General features: G+C 43.5%; 20 protein-coding genes and 1 pseudogene. 1 reads left to right on the top strand and 20 read right to left on the bottom strand.

From position 1 onward, the window contains the following. Positions 1-228: 228 nt before the first annotated feature. From IV55_RS09720 to IV55_RS09710, 3 genes are read right to left on the bottom strand one after another with little or no spacing between them, the layout of a single operon-like run. Entirely contained in the window at positions 229-600 is a 372-nt protein-coding gene (locus tag IV55_RS09720) for a hypothetical protein (protein ID WP_057811706.1), read from the bottom strand. 16 nt (positions 601-616) lie between these two features. After that, the gene (locus tag IV55_RS09715) at positions 617-1,003 is read right to left on the bottom strand and encodes a CvfD/Ygs/GSP13 family RNA-binding post-transcriptional regulator (RefSeq protein ID WP_057811704.1); all 387 of its coding nucleotides are present in this window, start codon (positions 1,001-1,003) and stop codon (positions 617-619) included. A gap of 20 nt (positions 1,004-1,023) precedes the next feature. After that, positions 1,024-1,605 carry a peptidylprolyl isomerase gene (locus IV55_RS09710; protein WP_057811701.1) on the bottom strand — a complete coding sequence of 194 codons (582 nt, stop codon included), beginning with the start codon at positions 1,603-1,605 and terminating at the stop codon, positions 1,024-1,026. A gap of 253 nt (positions 1,606-1,858) precedes the next feature. Here IV55_RS09710 and IV55_RS09705 point away from each other — a divergent pair, with 253 nt between their 5' ends. Beyond that, positions 1,859-2,503 (top strand): VTT domain-containing protein, encoded by a 645-nt coding sequence (locus IV55_RS09705; RefSeq protein WP_057811699.1) that lies wholly within the window; start codon positions 1,859-1,861, stop codon positions 2,501-2,503. Between the two features lie 31 nt (positions 2,504-2,534). Here the strand turns inward: IV55_RS09705 and IV55_RS09700 are convergent, their stop codons facing one another. The 17 genes and pseudogenes from IV55_RS09700 to IV55_RS10590 all read right to left on the bottom strand — a co-directional run. Then, a complete protein-coding gene (locus tag IV55_RS09700) occupies positions 2,535-3,149 on the bottom strand; it encodes a TIGR01906 family membrane protein (protein ID WP_083484020.1) in 615 nt (204 codons plus the stop codon). A gap of 18 nt (positions 3,150-3,167) precedes the next feature. Next, on the bottom strand, positions 3,168-3,956 hold the full coding sequence (locus tag IV55_RS09695; protein WP_057811695.1) for a TIGR01457 family HAD-type hydrolase: 789 nt from the start codon (positions 3,954-3,956) through the stop codon (positions 3,168-3,170). A 14-nt stretch (positions 3,957-3,970) separates the two neighbouring features. Further along, a complete protein-coding gene (locus IV55_RS09690; protein ID WP_057811693.1) occupies positions 3,971-4,678 on the bottom strand; it encodes a YutD family protein in 708 nt (235 codons plus the stop codon). Between the two features lie 20 nt (positions 4,679-4,698). After that, a complete protein-coding gene (locus IV55_RS09685) occupies positions 4,699-5,310 on the bottom strand; it encodes a metallophosphoesterase family protein (protein WP_057811691.1) in 612 nt (203 codons plus the stop codon). A 235-nt stretch (positions 5,311-5,545) separates the two neighbouring features. Continuing rightward, complete coding sequence (locus IV55_RS09680) at positions 5,546-6,958, bottom strand: amino acid permease (RefSeq protein WP_225425863.1); 1,413 nt, start codon at positions 6,956-6,958, stop codon at positions 5,546-5,548. Positions 6,959-7,181: 223 nt separating this feature from the next. Beyond that, positions 7,182-8,366 carry an acetate/propionate family kinase gene (locus tag IV55_RS09675; protein WP_057811689.1) on the bottom strand — a complete coding sequence of 395 codons (1,185 nt, stop codon included), beginning with the start codon at positions 8,364-8,366 and terminating at the stop codon, positions 7,182-7,184. Positions 8,367-8,394: 28 nt separating this feature from the next. Next, on the bottom strand, positions 8,395-9,405 hold the full coding sequence (locus IV55_RS09670) for an N-6 DNA methylase (RefSeq protein WP_057811687.1): 1,011 nt from the start codon (positions 9,403-9,405) through the stop codon (positions 8,395-8,397). A gap of 71 nt (positions 9,406-9,476) precedes the next feature. Beyond that, a complete protein-coding gene (locus IV55_RS09665; RefSeq protein WP_057811685.1) occupies positions 9,477-9,782 on the bottom strand; it encodes a hypothetical protein in 306 nt (101 codons plus the stop codon). Beyond that, entirely contained in the window at positions 9,782-10,222 is a 441-nt protein-coding gene (locus IV55_RS09660; RefSeq protein WP_057811684.1) for a type II secretion system protein, read from the bottom strand. Before IV55_RS09660 ends, IV55_RS09665 begins: the two co-directional genes overlap by 1 nt. Beyond that, positions 10,212-10,427 (bottom strand): hypothetical protein, encoded by a 216-nt coding sequence (locus tag IV55_RS10375; RefSeq protein WP_057811682.1) that lies wholly within the window; start codon positions 10,425-10,427, stop codon positions 10,212-10,214. Before IV55_RS10375 ends, IV55_RS09660 begins: the two co-directional genes overlap by 11 nt. Beyond that, positions 10,411-10,836, bottom strand: coding sequence for a pilus assembly FimT family protein (locus IV55_RS09650; RefSeq protein ID WP_057811680.1), 426 nt, complete (start codon positions 10,834-10,836; stop codon positions 10,411-10,413). The genes IV55_RS10375 and IV55_RS09650 overlap by 17 nt, the downstream gene beginning before the upstream one ends. Further along, positions 10,817-11,158, bottom strand: coding sequence for a competence type IV pilus major pilin ComGC (gene comGC, locus IV55_RS09645; protein ID WP_371858875.1), 342 nt, complete (start codon positions 11,156-11,158; stop codon positions 10,817-10,819). The genes IV55_RS09650 and comGC overlap by 20 nt, the downstream gene beginning before the upstream one ends. After that, positions 11,158-12,225 (bottom strand): type II secretion system F family protein, encoded by a 1,068-nt coding sequence (locus IV55_RS09640; protein ID WP_057811676.1) that lies wholly within the window; start codon positions 12,223-12,225, stop codon positions 11,158-11,160. Before IV55_RS09640 ends, comGC begins: the two co-directional genes overlap by 1 nt. After that, complete coding sequence (gene comGA / locus IV55_RS09635) at positions 12,155-13,144, bottom strand: competence type IV pilus ATPase ComGA (RefSeq protein WP_083484018.1); 990 nt, start codon at positions 13,142-13,144, stop codon at positions 12,155-12,157. Before comGA ends, IV55_RS09640 begins: the two co-directional genes overlap by 71 nt. 114 nt (positions 13,145-13,258) lie before the next feature. Continuing rightward, a complete protein-coding gene (locus IV55_RS09630; protein WP_057811674.1) occupies positions 13,259-13,999 on the bottom strand; it encodes a YebC/PmpR family DNA-binding transcriptional regulator in 741 nt (246 codons plus the stop codon). A gap of 87 nt (positions 14,000-14,086) precedes the next feature. Continuing rightward, a complete protein-coding gene (locus IV55_RS09625; RefSeq protein ID WP_057811673.1) occupies positions 14,087-15,340 on the bottom strand; it encodes a peptidoglycan bridge formation glycyltransferase FemA/FemB family protein in 1,254 nt (417 codons plus the stop codon). 147 nt (positions 15,341-15,487) lie between these two features. Then, a pseudogene (locus IV55_RS10590) lies at positions 15,488-15,715 on the bottom strand (glycosyltransferase family 2 protein); the annotation flags it as partial. Positions 15,716-15,776 lie beyond the last annotated feature (61 nt).

The raw sequence follows: 15,776 nt of genomic DNA, 5'->3' as shown, positions 1-15,776 counted from the left end.
GTTTCGTCTTAACATTGTTCAGTTTTCAAAGATCTACTTCGTTGCCTCAAGACAACTATTAGATAATATCATTTGCTCGCCAATGTGTCAAACAGAAATTCAAGAATTTCTTTGTTGCAGAAGCGGTGCAAATCGCTGTCACATCAAGCTTTCGTAGCAGCAAGTAATACTATATCAATCTCAGCTTATTCGGTCAAGCCTAAATTGAAAAAAGTTTGCAAATCATCTTTAATCGAATACTGGTGCAGCATCAAACTTCACGTCATGAAAGAGTTCGTGAAGCTTATTGCCCTGCACAAACGCTAAGCCGTGTGCGCTTGCCTTTGACTCTAAACTCGCATCAACTTGCACATGATCAAACACAAACAACGAGATGTTCTCCGCATCTAGCTCGCATGTTGTCAACTCACTGAGCCTTAATGATTCTAAATCAATTGCTAAATCATTATGCAGTTCATCAAGCACACTGGCTAATGCAGTTTTGTCTTCGCTAACAGTTGTGTTAAAGAACCCATACTTTCCCGTCGCTTGATCGACGGTCACCAAAAAGCTTGGTGTGCCGTCATCAATACTTAAAATCGTACCTGCTACTTGTTTCATTATCTACTCCGTCCTTTTAATGATGCTCATCAATAAAGCGTCTTTTGGCCTCGATCAACCAGTCAGGCATGGCATTTGCAATCGGATCAAAACCGGCATTTAAGTGCCAGTTTGTCCAATAACGTTTATGTTGTGGTGCCGTTGTAACACCAGCCTTCATCTGTGATTCGGTCATACTTCTCAACGATAAACTGATTTTATGCGAGTACTCATCAATATCTAAGACCATTGCGGTAACTGATTCGCCAACCTTAAACAACTGGTTCAAATCATCCACGTATCCAAACTTTGCTTCAGATATATGAATAAGGCCTTGGTGTGTGTCATCTAAACTAACAAACACGCCATAAGATTGGATCCCCGTTACCGTGCCGGTCACTATTTGACCAATCCGATACGTCATGTTGCAGCCCCCAACTGAATCTAATCACTAACTGTAATGCTATTAATTAGAATGGGCACTTCTGGACGATCTTCATAATTAGTAGAAACGTCGGCCATTGCATCGATAACAGCCATTCCATCGGTTACCTGACCGAAGACCGTATGATGCCCATCTAGCCATGGCGTACCGCCTTGTTTGTACTTATCGATAACTTCTTGGTCTAACCCCATATCATCTAACTGCCCAATCATATCTGCTGGGACATGTTTTGCCTGCACGATGAAGAACTGACTACCATTTGTGTTCGGACCAGCATTGGCCATGGACAGTGCACCACGGAAGTTGAACAATTCCTGTGAGAATTCGTCTTCAAATTCCCCTCCGTAAATACTTTCACCACCAGCACCACTACCGGTTGGGTCGCCACCTTGAATCATGAAGTCACTAATGACCCGATGAAAACTAACGCCGTCGTAGTACCCTTGCTTTGCCAAACCGACAAAGTTAGCAACTGTCTTAGGTGCTTGTGCTTCGAATAATTGAACCGTGAAATCTCCCATCGTTGTCTTGATGATAACTGAAGGACCCTCTGCTTTATCTAAATTAATTTGTGGATACATAATATGAACTCCTTTTTTCTATTGTTATTTGAATTAATGATCCTTTTAACCGTTTCAAATCTTTTTCATTGTAAACAACCAACCCACCACATGCAATTAAGTAATCAAAAAACAGTCAACGTTCCTTGCTATTTTCTTAATTTCAATAAGCGGTTCTCATTCCAAGGTGTTTTCTAAACGTCATTTCTGATATAGTAGGCGCGTTACACAGTTTTGCTTTTTTAAATCACTCCCGTTAAGGAAGGACTTTTCCATGTCGACTTTAATTGACTTTGTATTACATATTGATGCGCACTTAGTTACGCTGGTAAACACCTTTGGTAACTGGACGTACCTAATTTTGTTTGGCATTATCTTCATCGAAACTGGTGCAGTGATCATGCCTTTTCTGCCCGGTGATTCATTGCTCTTCGCCGCGTGTGCACTGGCCGCAAATCCTGTTTATCATTTAAACATCTGGACGTTTGTCACTTTGTTCCTGGTTGCTTGTATCTCTGGAGATTCACTTAACTTTTTCATTGGACAACGTGTCGGTCATGCTTTGACGAATCATTCATTGTTTGGCAAGCTCATTCAAAAAGATTCACTAGAGCGTTCCGAAGCATTTTTTAACAAGCATGGCGCGATGGCAATTATCTTAGCCCGGTTCATGCCCATCATTCGGACCTTTGCGCCCTTCGTTGCAGGTGGCTCAAACATGCCTTACCGTCGTTTCATTCGTTACTCATTAATTGGCTGTATCTCTTGGGTCATTTTATGCTGTGCTGGTGGATACTTCTTCGGAAATATTCCATTTGTTAAAGAACATTTCTCCATTGTGGTTCTTGGCATCATCATCATTTCATTGATTCCCGCGGTTGCCAGTTATCTTCACGGTAAATTTAAATCAGCCAAATAAAAAAAGTTGTCTCGTCAAGAGGCAACTTTTTTTATTTAGCCGATCGTCTCGCAACGATATATCCGAGTACTAGCCAGCCTTCAAAGATTAGAAAGAAAAGCACAAAACAAGCTAAGAAAAACGACTCCGGTAACGCATTGATGATTGGATCAAACCGTGGATCGAACAACCAGTCATCATTTCTGAACAATAGTTGATGAAACATCACAAAAAACTGATCAAAGTTAATGGCCATTAATGCAGCTATCACTGGTGCCACTGGCAATGCCCATTGCATTGGTAAAAGTAGTTGCCAAAACCTTTTTTCACGCTGCAACCGCCACAAGCCATGAGCCACAACCGGAAGTGTTACAAGTAAAACCACGTTATTGACTAACAATAGCCGTTTAACATCTGCAAAGTGCTTCAACGCAGCTGCTGAGTCGGTAAAGTTACTCATGTGCAGCTGTGTGATCCAAGGCCAATCCAAATAGGCCAGCAATTGCCAATAGTTATGCATCATGGTGCGCGCAGATAATCCGACCTGTGCCAAAACATCCGTTGTACTTAAGGTTATGCGGTATAACCACACCGCGTGCACCGTCAACCACACTGCGCTTGTCAAAATAAAAAACCACCCGCATGCATACCGCAGCCAGTGAGCCATCTTCTGTCTAACCATGGGCTACACCTGCCACTCGATTAAATCCGCCACGATGTGGGTTGGTTGAATTTTCAATCGCTCAATGTCTGCTGGTTGCGATAAACCAGTCAACGTCATTAGTGAATCCATTCCAGCATTGACGGCCGCCTGAATATCCGTTTGCAGATTATCTCCCACCATCACGGTTTCAGTCGCCGACAGGGCCAATTTGCGTAACGCTTCTTCCATAATAATCGTGCTTGGCTTACCAATAGCTAATGGTTCGATGCCCGTTGCATAGCGCACGAAATCAACTACTGCACCTGCGCCAGGCAGCATCCCCCGCTGATTGGGAATATTTGTATCCAAGTTCGTCGCGATAAATTTAGCACCATGCTGAATTGCTAATACAGCCTGCACAAACTTTTCGTAAGTCACATCACGATCCAACCCCACCACAACAAAAGTCGGCGTTTTTGAGCTATCCTCAACGAGTGTAAAACCAACGTTAGTCAAAGCCGTTCGTAACCCTTGTTCGCCAATAGCATACGCTGTCAATGCTTGCCCATTAGTCTCGGCCTGACGTTTTAAATAGTCCGCTGTCGCAATCGCCGTCGTGTACACATGTGCAGCAGTTGTTGGCACGTGGTGATTTTGTTGCAAATTTTCTGCAACATCTGCTGGTGTCCGCGTAGAATTATTCGTCACAAACAAATACGGTTGACCACTATCGATCAACCGTTGCATGAATGCTTGCGCCGTGGGAATCTGTGTTTTTCCTTGGTAAATAGTACCGTCTAAATCAATCAAGTACCCGGCATAATGCTCCATGCACTGGGACCTCCCTATTTGTTATCTTGTCCGCTAGTAGATTTTTGCCGAATCGTAAAATGCCGTCGACCTGGCTTGCGATTATGTGAACTGTTCACCTGTTGATTTCCGCCTGCTTGTGGACGCTGTGTCTTGGTGACTTTACGTTCTTTAATGTGTGCTTGTCCAGATGCGGTGTTCTTTTGCCGTGTTTCAAACTGGTGATGCGACGTATTCTTATCAGCACTGTTGGTCTGTTTAGCTTGCTTCGTATCCGTTTGTTCACCAGTTCGTGCCTTGTTGCTACGCCGACGCCGTGACCGATGCGTTGTTTGGCGTTCTGCACGTTGTGGACGGTCTTGCTGCTCCACTTCTACATCTAAGTTATGCAGCACAAAGTAAGCACAACCAAAATTACAATATTCATAGATATAATCTTGAATTGCTGTCACTGTTTGGGACACAGCGGCGCCTTGCTTGTCGGCCGCGTAAAAGCCTTTTAGACGTAGCTGGTCAAAGCCCCAGTCCCCCACAATGAAATCGTACTTGCTGAGCACTGTGCTATACCGATCAGAAAATTTATGGACATCAAAGGCATCATGGAAATTGGTCACCACTTCATAAGGATGTCCATTGATGAAAAATTGCGCATCATTCTCGCGCACAACGGTAAACATTGCTGCTCGTTTAACTTGCGCTTCTTCCGCTAATTGTTGAATATGCTCTCGATCGATGATGGTCACTCCCTTCTTTTATAAATATATTAATGACGTTTTTGATAATCAATTGCTTTACCTGTGACCATTTGTTCCACTTCTGCAAATGAAAACGGTCTGCCAAATGGCACCTCATGGTCGAGGTAGGCCGTCTCTGGCGTATCAACACCCACATTGATATTTTCCTTTGCAGGCATCGCGTAATGATGAATGTGGCCATGCAGGTTGATCACATTCCCCACGATTCCAAGTGAAAATGGATAATGGGTTAGATAATACTGGCGATGATCATATTTCAAATAAACCCCAACATCATGAAATTCAAATTTGGGTTTACCATCAGACAATTGCGCGTTGTGCTGCTCCAAGTATTTAAAAAGCGCCCGATTGTCATGATTCCCCTTAATTAAAATTAAATGCCCATTCAGGCGATTTAAAACATCACTCACCGCCATAATTGAAATACTGGCTGGACGCGTAAAATACATCGCAATATCGCCCAAATGGTACACTGTATCGGTTTCGTTAACCACTGCGTTCCAATTTTCGATGATGGTTTCATTCATGTCGTGGACGGTCAAAAACGGCCGCGGCGCAAAATCATTCATCCCCAATAACTGTTCATGAAAGAAATGTGTATCTGATGTAAAATAGCGCACTTGGCTGACCTCCCTCGACATTTTCGTGCTCCCATTGTACCACACAGCACCCTATACGGCAGAAGTGACTCATTAGTCATAAAAAGTAGCATTTGAATTTACAAACGAAAAACGTGTTTGGGACGTAAGCCTGTCCTAAACACGTTTTTTGAATTTCGAGCCTAAATAGTGAAAGCAATCGTCAGGTCACTGTGCAGACCTAGAACTACCAACCTTTATCCCAATAGATTAATAACTACTTGTCAGCCAACGTTACTTTGCGATCGCTCATTGTTTTGATGATGTATAACGCACCAAACCAAACTGCGGCACCAATTAAAGCAACCATCGTTTCAACCTTCATCAACATTACTAATGCAACAAAACCAAGGAACGCTAAAACAAAGTAATCGGTTATTGGCGCTAATGGCATTACAAAACTGCCTAATGTTGCATGTTGTGCTTTTTGTTCACGACGGTACCGTAAATGTGCCACGATGATCAATCCCCAGATAACAATGAAACAGGTTGTCGCCACACTAGAAATCAAGGTGAATACCCCGGCTGGGAATAAGTAATTTAATACAACTGACAATGCGATGACTAACGTTGAGAACCGTAATGCATTGGCTGGTACCTGATGTTTAGACAAACGACTCATCTTTTTACTAAAGCGTGACTTACCATCGTACGTTAGTGAATACAGCATCCGTCCAGTCGTAAACAGTGAACTGTTACATGCAGAGGCAGCAGCCGTTAGAACAACAAAGTTAATAATCCCGGCTGCAGCTTTGATCCCCACATTTTGAAAGACTTGGACAAAGGGGCTGCTGTCTGGTGAAACAGCGGACCATGGATAGATACTCATAATGACCAGTAATGACCCAACATAGAACAAAATGATCCGCATGGGAATTTCGTTGATGGCCTTCGGAATAACTGTCTTTGGGTCAGCTGTTTCCGATGCTGTCATCCCTACCATTTCAATTCCAACAAAGGCAAAGACAACCATTTGGAAGGAAAGCATGAAGCCCTTTGCACCTTTTGCGAAGAAGCCGCCATCACGCACTAAGTTACCAAATGATGCATGCCCAGCAGGTGTCTTGACTGAGAAAGCAACCATAACCAAACCAATAACAATCAATGCAATAATCGCCACAATTTTAATAATTGAGAACCAAAATTCAGTTTCACCGAATGCTTCTACCGTGACCAAATTTAAGCCCATCAGTATCAATAAAATAATAAATCCAGGAATCCACTGAGGGATATTTGGAAACCAAAACTTGATATACAAGCCGACAGCCGTAATTTCCGCCATTGCTATCGTGATCCATGCCACCCAATATGTCCAACCAACAGCGAAGCCAGTCTTTGGACCAACGTAGCGATCAATGAAATCAATGAATGAATGTTGTGACAAATCAGACATCAACAGCTCACCCAACGCACGCATCAATAGAAAACACATTAGTCCTGTTAGCATATAAACCAAAATGATGGCTGGTCCAGCTAGATGGATTGACTGGCCCGCCCCTAAAAACAGACCTGTCCCAATCGTTCCGCCAATGGCAATTAACTGTACGTGCCGACTTTTCAACGCACGCGACAGTTCCTGAGTTGCTTCTGGTTTTTCTTCCATAATGACCTCGCCTTTCAAACGATCCATTGGGCCAACACCCAATTCATGAAATTAATTATACGTTTATTTATATACATGAACAAACGAAACCAATTCACTTGTACGGTGAAATATTTTCACCATGATGTGTAACGCTATTTCTACACAGCTTTAGGACAGCAAAAAAGACTGGGACAAAACCGTCCGCAGTCTTCGTTAACCAGCACTTGGAGCCAAAACTCCCACTTACTGGTTCAATTCATTATAGAAGTTACTTTGCTAACCGCTCAACATCACGAGCAATCATCAGTTCTTCATCGGTTGGAACTAACAGCACTTTGGCCGTTGAATCATCCGTTGAAATAACTGTTTCTTTATCACGAACATTGTTCTTATCAGCGTCAACCTTGATACCCATGTAGTTAAAGGCATTCGCAACACGTGAACGCACATTAACATCGTTTTCACCAATTCCGGCTGTGAAGACCAAGGCGTCAACGCCACCCATTTCAGCAATGTAAGAACCAACATACTTGATGATCCGGTTAACAAAAATATCGATGGCTAATTGTGCACGGTGATCTTCATTGTTTTCAAGATCACGCATGTCACTTGAAATCCCAGAGATTCCTTGTAGACCTGACTTTTTGTTCAAAATGTCGATCATTGCTTCAGGATTGGTAATCCCTAGTTTTTGTTGGAGGAATGTGACCAATGAAGGGTCAATATCCCCAGAACGTGTTGCCATGGTAATTCCGGCCAACGGTGTGAAGCCCATTGACGTATCAATTGATTCGCCATTTTTAACGGCTGCAATCGAAGCGCCGGCACCTAAATGCAACGTAACTAATTTTAGTTCTGACAAAGGTTTGCCAAGTATGTCAGCTGCCTTAGCTGATACGTAACGGTGGCTAGTCCCGTGAGCACCATAACGACGCGCACCAAACTTTTCGTAGTATTCGTAAGGAATCGAATACAGGTAATTTTCTTCTGGCATCGTTGTATGGAACGAGGTGTCAAAAACAGCGACTGCCTTGGCATTTGGCAACACCTTCCGGAATGCACGGATACCAGTTGCATTGGCGGGGTTATGCAGTGGTGCATATTCAGCCAATTCGTCAATCTTGGCCAATACATCATCATCAATCACAACAGAATCCTTGAAATATTCACCACCGGCTACGACACGATGACCAACTCCAGTAATCTCATCGAAGCTTTCAATAATCTTCAACCCAGTCAATTCCTTCAGCAATACGTTGATTGCCACAGTGTGATCCTTGAAGGGTTGTTCCAACTTAAAATGCTGTCCGTCGCCGTAGCTAATAGTAAAGGAACCTTCTGCAAGTCCGATACGATCAACTAATCCCTTTGCAATAACTCGTTCTGATGGCATGTCAAACAGTTGGAACTTTAAAGATGAACTACCGGCGTTAACCGCAATCGTTTTTCCCATGATGAAAATCTCCTTTATTTTTTGTGAATTAATGTGACACGTTGGCGAGCATCCAGTCATCAATTTGTCCTGTGAACTGGCGCATTGCTGCGGGGTCTTTAAATGATGGAAATTCGCCTAATAGCACTTGACCAGCCTGCTTCGCTTGTCCGCCTTTTTTCTGAAGTAACAGAATTCCCTTTTGCGCCGCTTTATTCATAAACAACGCTTCAGGCAAATTTAGTAACCCTTGTAAATGGGCATTGGTTTGAATCCACTGCACTAACCCCTGTGCCTCCGTTGAAGTAAACAACGCACTTGGAATCAAGAAGATTCCCCAGGCACCAGGCTTCATCTGCTTCACCGCTTGCTCTAGCAGCAAATGGTGAACATATGAATGTCCCGTCTTTGCTGCTAGAGCAAATTGTTTGGCATGATCGTCCAGTGGATAAAAGCCAACGGGTAAATCACTGACAACCAAGTCAACCTCAGGCATAACCAGTGGATCCAATGCATCTTGATGAAATAATTGTAAGTCATGTTTCTGTAAAGTTCCCAAAACATTAGCCGCAGCTAGCATCGAATCATCGTTATCCACACCATAGCCGATAACTGTCTCTTTCGTGTTAGCCGAAATTTGATTCATCACCGTTGTGAGCAGATTGCCTGTCCCGACGGCTAGATCTAAAATTGCTGGCTGCTTTACTTGCAAGACATGTTTCGCCAGGTACGCCACTAAAAAACCAATGGTGTCAGGCGTCAATTGATGATTCGCATCAATTGCATCTGTTTCAATATCTTTTAATAAAACCAGTTGGAGTCCTTGACGAATAGTTTCTTGATCCAATTGACTCAAGTCAGCCTGCTGATAAAGCGCCGTTAGTTGTTCAACCGCTGCTTTGTCTGGGCGTCCTTCAGCGACACGAACATTGCCACCATCAATTAAATCGTCACCAACCTCGATAAAGGCGTCAAGATAACTCGTTTCAAGTTGTGCTTGTTGCAATGTAACTGCTTGATCAAGCGTCGTATATAACGCCTGTGCTTCTTCTTGTGCCAGTTTAGGTCACCTCTCCGCCTGATTCAGAAAATAAAAAAAGCATCCTCATTAAGGATACCGATTTATAGAACTTATTTCAAGATTTGATTACGCTGCCAAACGTGTCGTATCGCGGTTTCTCCGCTGCTTAATCGAATGCTTATTTGTGAACCTTTTAACGAGGCTGAACCCTCCGCAAATTGAAAGTCGATTTGCGCCGGCTTTGCTAAGTGAATTTCATTCACACGGTTTGTGATTGTCTGAATTTGCCAATAGGTTCGTGTGTGACGAAACGCGCGCATTTCAGCCTGATAGCCTGCTAAGTGAAAGTACAAGACCATGCTCACCAACACTAATAAAAAGATGCCTGTCGGCAGTACAAACCCATTTCGTCGCATTAAACTTCTCCCATCGGCAAGACTATTTGACGTATTACATGCTGATGGTTAAACAGTACCAATTCAATGATGAGACAGCTTTTATCGTAACGAAACTGGGCCGAGCTGACCTTTTCAACCAACGGCATGTATCCACCGGCAATCGTCGATAACATTAGTTGCCCACGACTTGCCTTTAATGTGTGAACCTTTGCAATGCCCTCGCTCGGCTTCATTGATAACCGTACTTCAGAACTAGAGTTACTTATATATTGAGCACTTCGGCGTTCATCAGTTAAATGTAAAATCGCATTGTCTAACTGTGTAGCTGCAATCATCCCCGTCGTCTGATCGCGATGCAATTGTTGCACGGTTAACCCAACACTCAGCATCACTAAAGACCCAATCAATAATGCCAATAAGCTTTCGATTAATGTAAACCCTGTCCGTCTATTGGCCATGCGTCGCTGCCATCGCTTGACCCAGATCCACGCAACTTTTTTCATAAGCTACCCGCGCTTGATCAACGCGGCGGCGTTCAATCACGAGACGGTTACTCATCACCAATTGTGCTTGGCTGACTACCCAACAGCCGCTCGTCGTTAACAATAGTCCCACCACGGCATCCAACAATACAAACCCAGCGCGATTATATTTCTGAGACATGAATAATCCCCCATCCTAGTTGCGGCTTTAAATCATAGTAACGCCCGCGCTGTGATTTAAAGACAATCTCCTGCGGTCCGATCATTTGATCACCGTTAAAACTAATGCTAGCGCCCGCAATCACTCTGAGCGATTGCGGATACGGCAACTTCTGCTCACGCTTACCTAGCACATCAAAGTACAATAAGTCTCTTTGACGAAATGTCAGCTTGATCTGACCATCATGTAAGCCTTGCCCCTTAGCCTGTTCAACATAACTGACAACCGTCTTAATAAATGCCCGTTCCGTCTGTAACTCTCTCGTCGTCTTAAAGGCCATTATGCCAACTGTTAAACTAAGCGTCACAATTCCCAAAGTAACCAGTGTTTCAACTAAGGTAAATGCAGCCCTACTTTTTCTCCACAACATTGTCATGAATCTCAATGCCCTCTGCTTTTGCTTTCGCAATCTGCTTATCCGTTAAATACTTGCCGGAACCAAGCTCCGCAAACGTGACGCTTTGATCACCATTATCATTTTGATAAAGATCGACCTGCGTTTGAATGACTTGGGTAAACGCAGCATTGTGCGTTTTGCTTGCACTGCGACGCGAGTCAGAAATATTCGGTAAAATAATCAAAATCAATAACGAGATAACAAACAAGACGACAGCCATTTCGATAAGCGTAAAGCCTTGTCTCACCGGTGCTTTAATTCGCTTGAAAGCACCATACACCAATCCTTTTTTAATCATGAAAGCCCTCCAATTGCGTGATACATCGGTAATAAAATACTGAGATAAATGCCAACAATAGCTAGTCCAATAACACCGAATAATAAAGGCTGCACCAACCCAATTAAATTTTCGATATGTGTAAATAGCCTTTGATAGGTCAAATGTGCATCTGCCTTCAAATCTTTCGCCGTCTGTAAAGACGTGGCACCACGGTTAAAGAACACTTTAAAAGTTGGCGGTAAGAAAGCATAGCCATCCACAAATTGCCCTAAGTCACGACCTGCATTTAAGTGCCGGTGAAGTGCGTCTGCAAGCTGACGTAGCACTGATTCTGGTTGATAAGTCTGCAACAGCTTCAATACGTCCCGCGACTGTAAGCCACTGGCCAACAATAAGCCTAGATTGAGTGACAGGTAATAATGCCAATAGAGTTTTAGCACCGGACCAACAATTGGTAAATAACTGCCAATAACTACCCGGCGTAGTCTTGGCTGATGCCCCAGCCACAATGTCCCAGCACCAACTAAAACAAGTAGTATCGAGCAAGTCCCTAGGCTCCACCAACCCCAAACTGGCATATGGACCAATGTGTGGTTAAACGATGTTAATTCGGGAAGAATCGCCTGTTTGATTGCAACCATCAGAATTCCCAAACAGCCTAAAATTGCTAACGGATAACGCAACGCTGCTTTAATTTTTTGCTGCTGGCGCTGCTTAATTGCCAAATAGTTGCCTAAATTGGTTAACACTTGAGTGAGTTCCCCATTTTCCTCAGCAATTTTAATTTGGTAATAGCAATCCAAATCGACAAATGTCTTAATGGCAATTGCAAACGCATTACCTTGTTTTAAGTGTGCCTGAATCCGTTTTATTTGTTCACGTTGCTTTGGCAACATGACATGCGCAAAGTTTAATCCTTCGCGCAATGAAAACCCGACGCTTAAGACGTCTGCTAATAAACTAAATAGCTGTGCAGCCTCTGTTGCTCTCAACTTGCGAACTCGCCGCTGACTAACCGGCCGCGTATTGACTGGCCACAACCGGAACGATTTCGCCGGCGTCAACTGCTTGACTAAGGGCATCGTGCCACCTCCCACTCATTTGTTGGCCTTGACCGCCATTCACAAATGGTTGATCGAATACTTCACTATTTGTCAGCCAATCATAAATCGTCACAGGAGCAATTGTTCCGGGTACCAAGCGCTGATAGCACACCCCCGTCAAGGCTTGTTGCAAATCTAAATCATTCACACCTAACTGTCGCAAACGTGTCACTACACCAAACGTACTTTGTGCATGAATCGTCGTTAGTACCAGATGGCCACTTAAAGCTGCTCGTATTGCTACTTGAGCCGTTTGTAAATCCCGAATCTCACCAATAATAAAGACATCTGGACGATGCCGAAGGGCAAGTTTTAGCAAATCATCATAGCCCATACCGGCCAATTCATTTACTTGTAGCTGTAGGAACTGTGGCTCCGTAATTTCTACCGGATCCTCAATGGCCAACACAACTGCTGATTCTCCGAGTTCCTTTGCCAATTGATAAATCGTGGTTGTCTTGCCGGCCCCAGTAGGACCGCTGAGAACCATTAGTCCACGCTGTTTCGCTAATGCACTGATAGCTGGCCATTGCCGATTTTGACGAACATGATGACTGACCTGTGTCAACGGATAAATAATGCGAATGACCATTGACTCATGATCTTGAAAATCGCCCACAGTCGACAACCGTAAATGTAAATTTTGCTCGCCCACTGACCATGACAGTGCACCTACTTGCGGTCGACGATGATCACTGATGGCCATGTTAGCTTGATACTTAACATAGGCAATGACCTGTGTTGCCTGTGTAATCGATAAATCAGCCAATTTTTCAATACCTGTCGCCGTATGAATAATGACTTCATAACCCTGATGCCGTGGAAATAGATAAATATCGCTTGCTGTCTTCTTGACCGCCATGGTGATGGTAGCGGCCAACCGTTCAACTGGTTGCATATGTTCACTCCTTTCACACCTTTAACATACGCAATCCATGTGTAAATGATTTTTTGAACACAAAAAAACTGTGCTCGACGGTAATCGTCAAACACAGTTCATTAAAGCTTTAATTTATTCTTCTTCGTCTTCTGGTAATTCAGCTGCTTCGTACACATCCGAAACATCATCATTTTCGCTTAACTCATCAATTAAGTTAGCGTATTGTGATACTTTATCAGCTGGTACAGCAGTCGTGTTTTCTGGAATCATCGTGATTTCAGCAGTGTCTAAGTCGAAGCCTTGTTCACGTAATGCATCACGAACGGCAGCTAATTGACCTGCATCTGTGAAGATTTCAAACGTCTCGTCAGTTGTGGTCATGTCATCAGCACCGGCATCCAAGGCATCCATTAACATGGTATCTTCGTCGGCGTCTAAGCCATCGCGTAAGATCACGATGTAACCACGACGGTTGAACATGTACGCAACTGAACCTGATGCACCAAGCACACCACCATGATGTGTGAAAGCAGAACGGACAGCAGATGCAGTCCGGTTCTTGTTATCAGTCAAAGCGGCAACCATGATGGCAGTACCACCAGGGCCATAGCCTTCATAAGTGATTTCTTCAAACTTCGCACCACCGGCACCAGTTGCTTTATCCAAGGCCCGTTTAACAACGTCCTTAGGCATGTTGGCAGCCTTCGCTTTATCCATCACTAACCGTAATTGGGCGTTGCCATCAGGGTCGGCACCACCAGCTTTTGCGGCTTGGTATAAGTCACGTGAGATCTTTTGGAAAATTTTTCCACGCTTAGCATCCTGGGCGTTTTTACGTCCTTGAATGTTATGCCATTTACTATGTCCTGACATTTCGGCAACTCCTTTGAATTAATTAATTTGTGTGCATAAAACACCGTCTAATAATATACCACTGGCAGGAGGCGGGTTCAAACCCAATTAATCCCGACCAGTAAGTTTCTTCAACCCTTGAACCAGCTTATACATCATTGGACGGACAGGTCGTGTAAATACCCCTGCCGTTTCATAAGTCAAACCATTAAAGGATTGTTTGAACTTCAACACCCCATCCGTGCCATCGAATAACCCGGTAACACCGTAGAAGTTATAACTGGGAATCCCTTTTTCAATTGCCAAATGCATCATATGGTTTTGAATCAAGTAAGGCGCGTAGTAGCGCTTGAATGCTTCGTTCGTGAAACTAAACATGTACGCAATTTCCTGTGGTTGAATGAAAAACATTCCCCCAGACAGCACAACGCTTTCGCCATACTTCGTCCGCTGCTTATCAGCATCGGCAATGCGCTTCTCGTGCTGCTTTTGTTGATCTTTCAGTTCGTTTAATTGTTTGGCAGCACGCTTGTTTTTCGGGGAATTAGCGACTTTTTCAGCTAATGGTGCAATTTGATCATTTAATGCATCATGTTTTTGCTGTTCTTCGTTAATATAGTCAGAAAAATTCAGTTCAGCAAAGATGAATTGAACTGCATCACCGTAAGCACGGAATGTCTTTTGGTAATAATCTAAGGTCTTATCACTAAATCCACGCCGTTCTGCGGTTGCGTCGGTATATTCTTTAAACTCAGCCAGCTCGTCATAGTCCAATTGGCGTAGCTTTACACCGAATTGTTGTGTCTTCTTAATCCCGTATTGGGCATCGTGCGTATAACTTTTTTCGAGGGTTTCTGCCGTTAACCCGCGAAGGTCCTTCATAAATTCATAACCCAATGAAACTTTAGAGTATTCACCATGCACGACCGGTTTGGAAGCTTGATACTTAAATCCGGCAGCCTGTAAATTCGTGATGAACGATTGATCAAATTCCTTCACGACTTGTCCATCATCGCCAAACGCACGCGTGTGACCATTTGGCAACCAGCGCAATACCAACCCCTTATGCGCCCTAGCATACTTAGCCGTTTCATCAGCTAAAAACTTAACCAACGCCGCATCCGTGTAATCGATCAATGGACCACCGGCAACTTCAAAAATTTCACCGACGTGCATTGGCCGATGATTCAATAGTTCAACAGCTAGGATCTTGCCATCATCGTCAACCACACCCATGTATTGTGATTGCCAGCTACGTTGAACCAACACATCATGCTGTGCTGGCGTTTGCATGTATGAGCCAGCTGGATGCTGCTGCTCAAACTTAAAAAAATCATCGACTGCTAATTCTTTGAATTGCATCTATATTGCCTCGTTCATATTTTTTCTGACTAAAAAAGCTTAAACAAAAAGGAGCCGTCAAAAAACTTGCTCCTCACATTAACTATTTTATGGTACCAGAACCCCAAAATATTAACAACGGGGCGACCAGTGACCTTAATGTTTTCGCTAAAGTAACTGCTTACGTTCCGGACTCACCCACGTACCCGAGCCCCGACCAAGAATCGTTTTTACTGCTGCCCAAAAAGTCGTTACGATTGTGACTGGATTTACCAACCAATACAGTAGCAGGTAGAGTGGTGCAAACAGTAAATACTTTGATTTTGCACCATGTTGGTCTAGCAAAATCGCAATCAGTAGTTGTAATAAACCAGCGATCGTTTCAAATGCAAAGAAGACTAATGGTAGATTGCAAATTTAATCCGAATTTTTGGACAAATTTGTCAGCATAACCTGA

This window comes from Furfurilactobacillus siliginis, assembly GCF_001437435.1.
Taxonomy (GTDB): Bacteria; Bacillota; Bacilli; order Lactobacillales; family Lactobacillaceae; genus Furfurilactobacillus; species Furfurilactobacillus siliginis.
Note: the sequence above shows the minus strand (reverse complement) of the source record. Positions and strands in the feature narration are given on the sequence as shown.

Bases quoted from the DNA above. Each gene is read 5' to 3' on its own strand.
- IV55_RS09720 (WP_057811706.1), bottom strand. From the start codon at position 600: ATGAAACAAGTAGCAGGTACGATTTTAAGTATTGATGACGGCACACCA.
- IV55_RS09715 (WP_057811704.1), bottom strand. From the start codon at position 1,003: ATGACGTATCGGATTGGTCAAATAGTGACCGGCACGGTAACGGGGATC.
- IV55_RS09710 (WP_057811701.1), bottom strand. From the start codon at position 1,605: ATGTATCCACAAATTAATTTAGATAAAGCAGAGGGTCCTTCAGTTATC.
- IV55_RS09705 (WP_057811699.1), top strand. From the start codon at position 1,859: ATGTCGACTTTAATTGACTTTGTATTACATATTGATGCGCACTTAGTT.
- IV55_RS09700 (WP_083484020.1), bottom strand. From the start codon at position 3,149: ATGGCTCACTGGCTGCGGTATGCATGCGGGTGGTTTTTTATTTTGACA.
- IV55_RS09695 (WP_057811695.1), bottom strand. From the start codon at position 3,956: ATGGAGCATTATGCCGGGTACTTGATTGATTTAGACGGTACTATTTAC.
- IV55_RS09680 (WP_225425863.1), bottom strand. From the start codon at position 6,958: ATGGATCGTTTGAAAGGCGAGGTCATTATGGAAGAAAAACCAGAAGCA.
- IV55_RS09675 (WP_057811689.1), bottom strand. From the start codon at position 8,366: ATGGGAAAAACGATTGCGGTTAACGCCGGTAGTTCATCTTTAAAGTTC.
- IV55_RS09665 (WP_057811685.1), bottom strand. From the start codon at position 9,782: ATGCGACGAAATGGGTTTGTACTGCCGACAGGCATCTTTTTATTAGTG.
- IV55_RS09660 (WP_057811684.1), bottom strand. From the start codon at position 10,222: ATGGCCAATAGACGGACAGGGTTTACATTAATCGAAAGCTTATTGGCA.
- IV55_RS10375 (WP_057811682.1), bottom strand. From the start codon at position 10,427: ATGTCTCAGAAATATAATCGCGCTGGGTTTGTATTGTTGGATGCCGTG.
- IV55_RS09650 (WP_057811680.1), bottom strand. From the start codon at position 10,836: ATGTTGTGGAGAAAAAGTAGGGCTGCATTTACCTTAGTTGAAACACTG.
- IV55_RS09640 (WP_057811676.1), bottom strand. From the start codon at position 12,225: ATGCCCTTAGTCAAGCAGTTGACGCCGGCGAAATCGTTCCGGTTGTGG.
- comGA (WP_083484018.1), bottom strand. From the start codon at position 13,144: ATGCAACCAGTTGAACGGTTGGCCGCTACCATCACCATGGCGGTCAAG.
- IV55_RS09630 (WP_057811674.1), bottom strand. From the start codon at position 13,999: ATGTCAGGACATAGTAAATGGCATAACATTCAAGGACGTAAAAACGCC.
- IV55_RS09625 (WP_057811673.1), bottom strand. From the start codon at position 15,340: ATGCAATTCAAAGAATTAGCAGTCGATGATTTTTTTAAGTTTGAGCAG.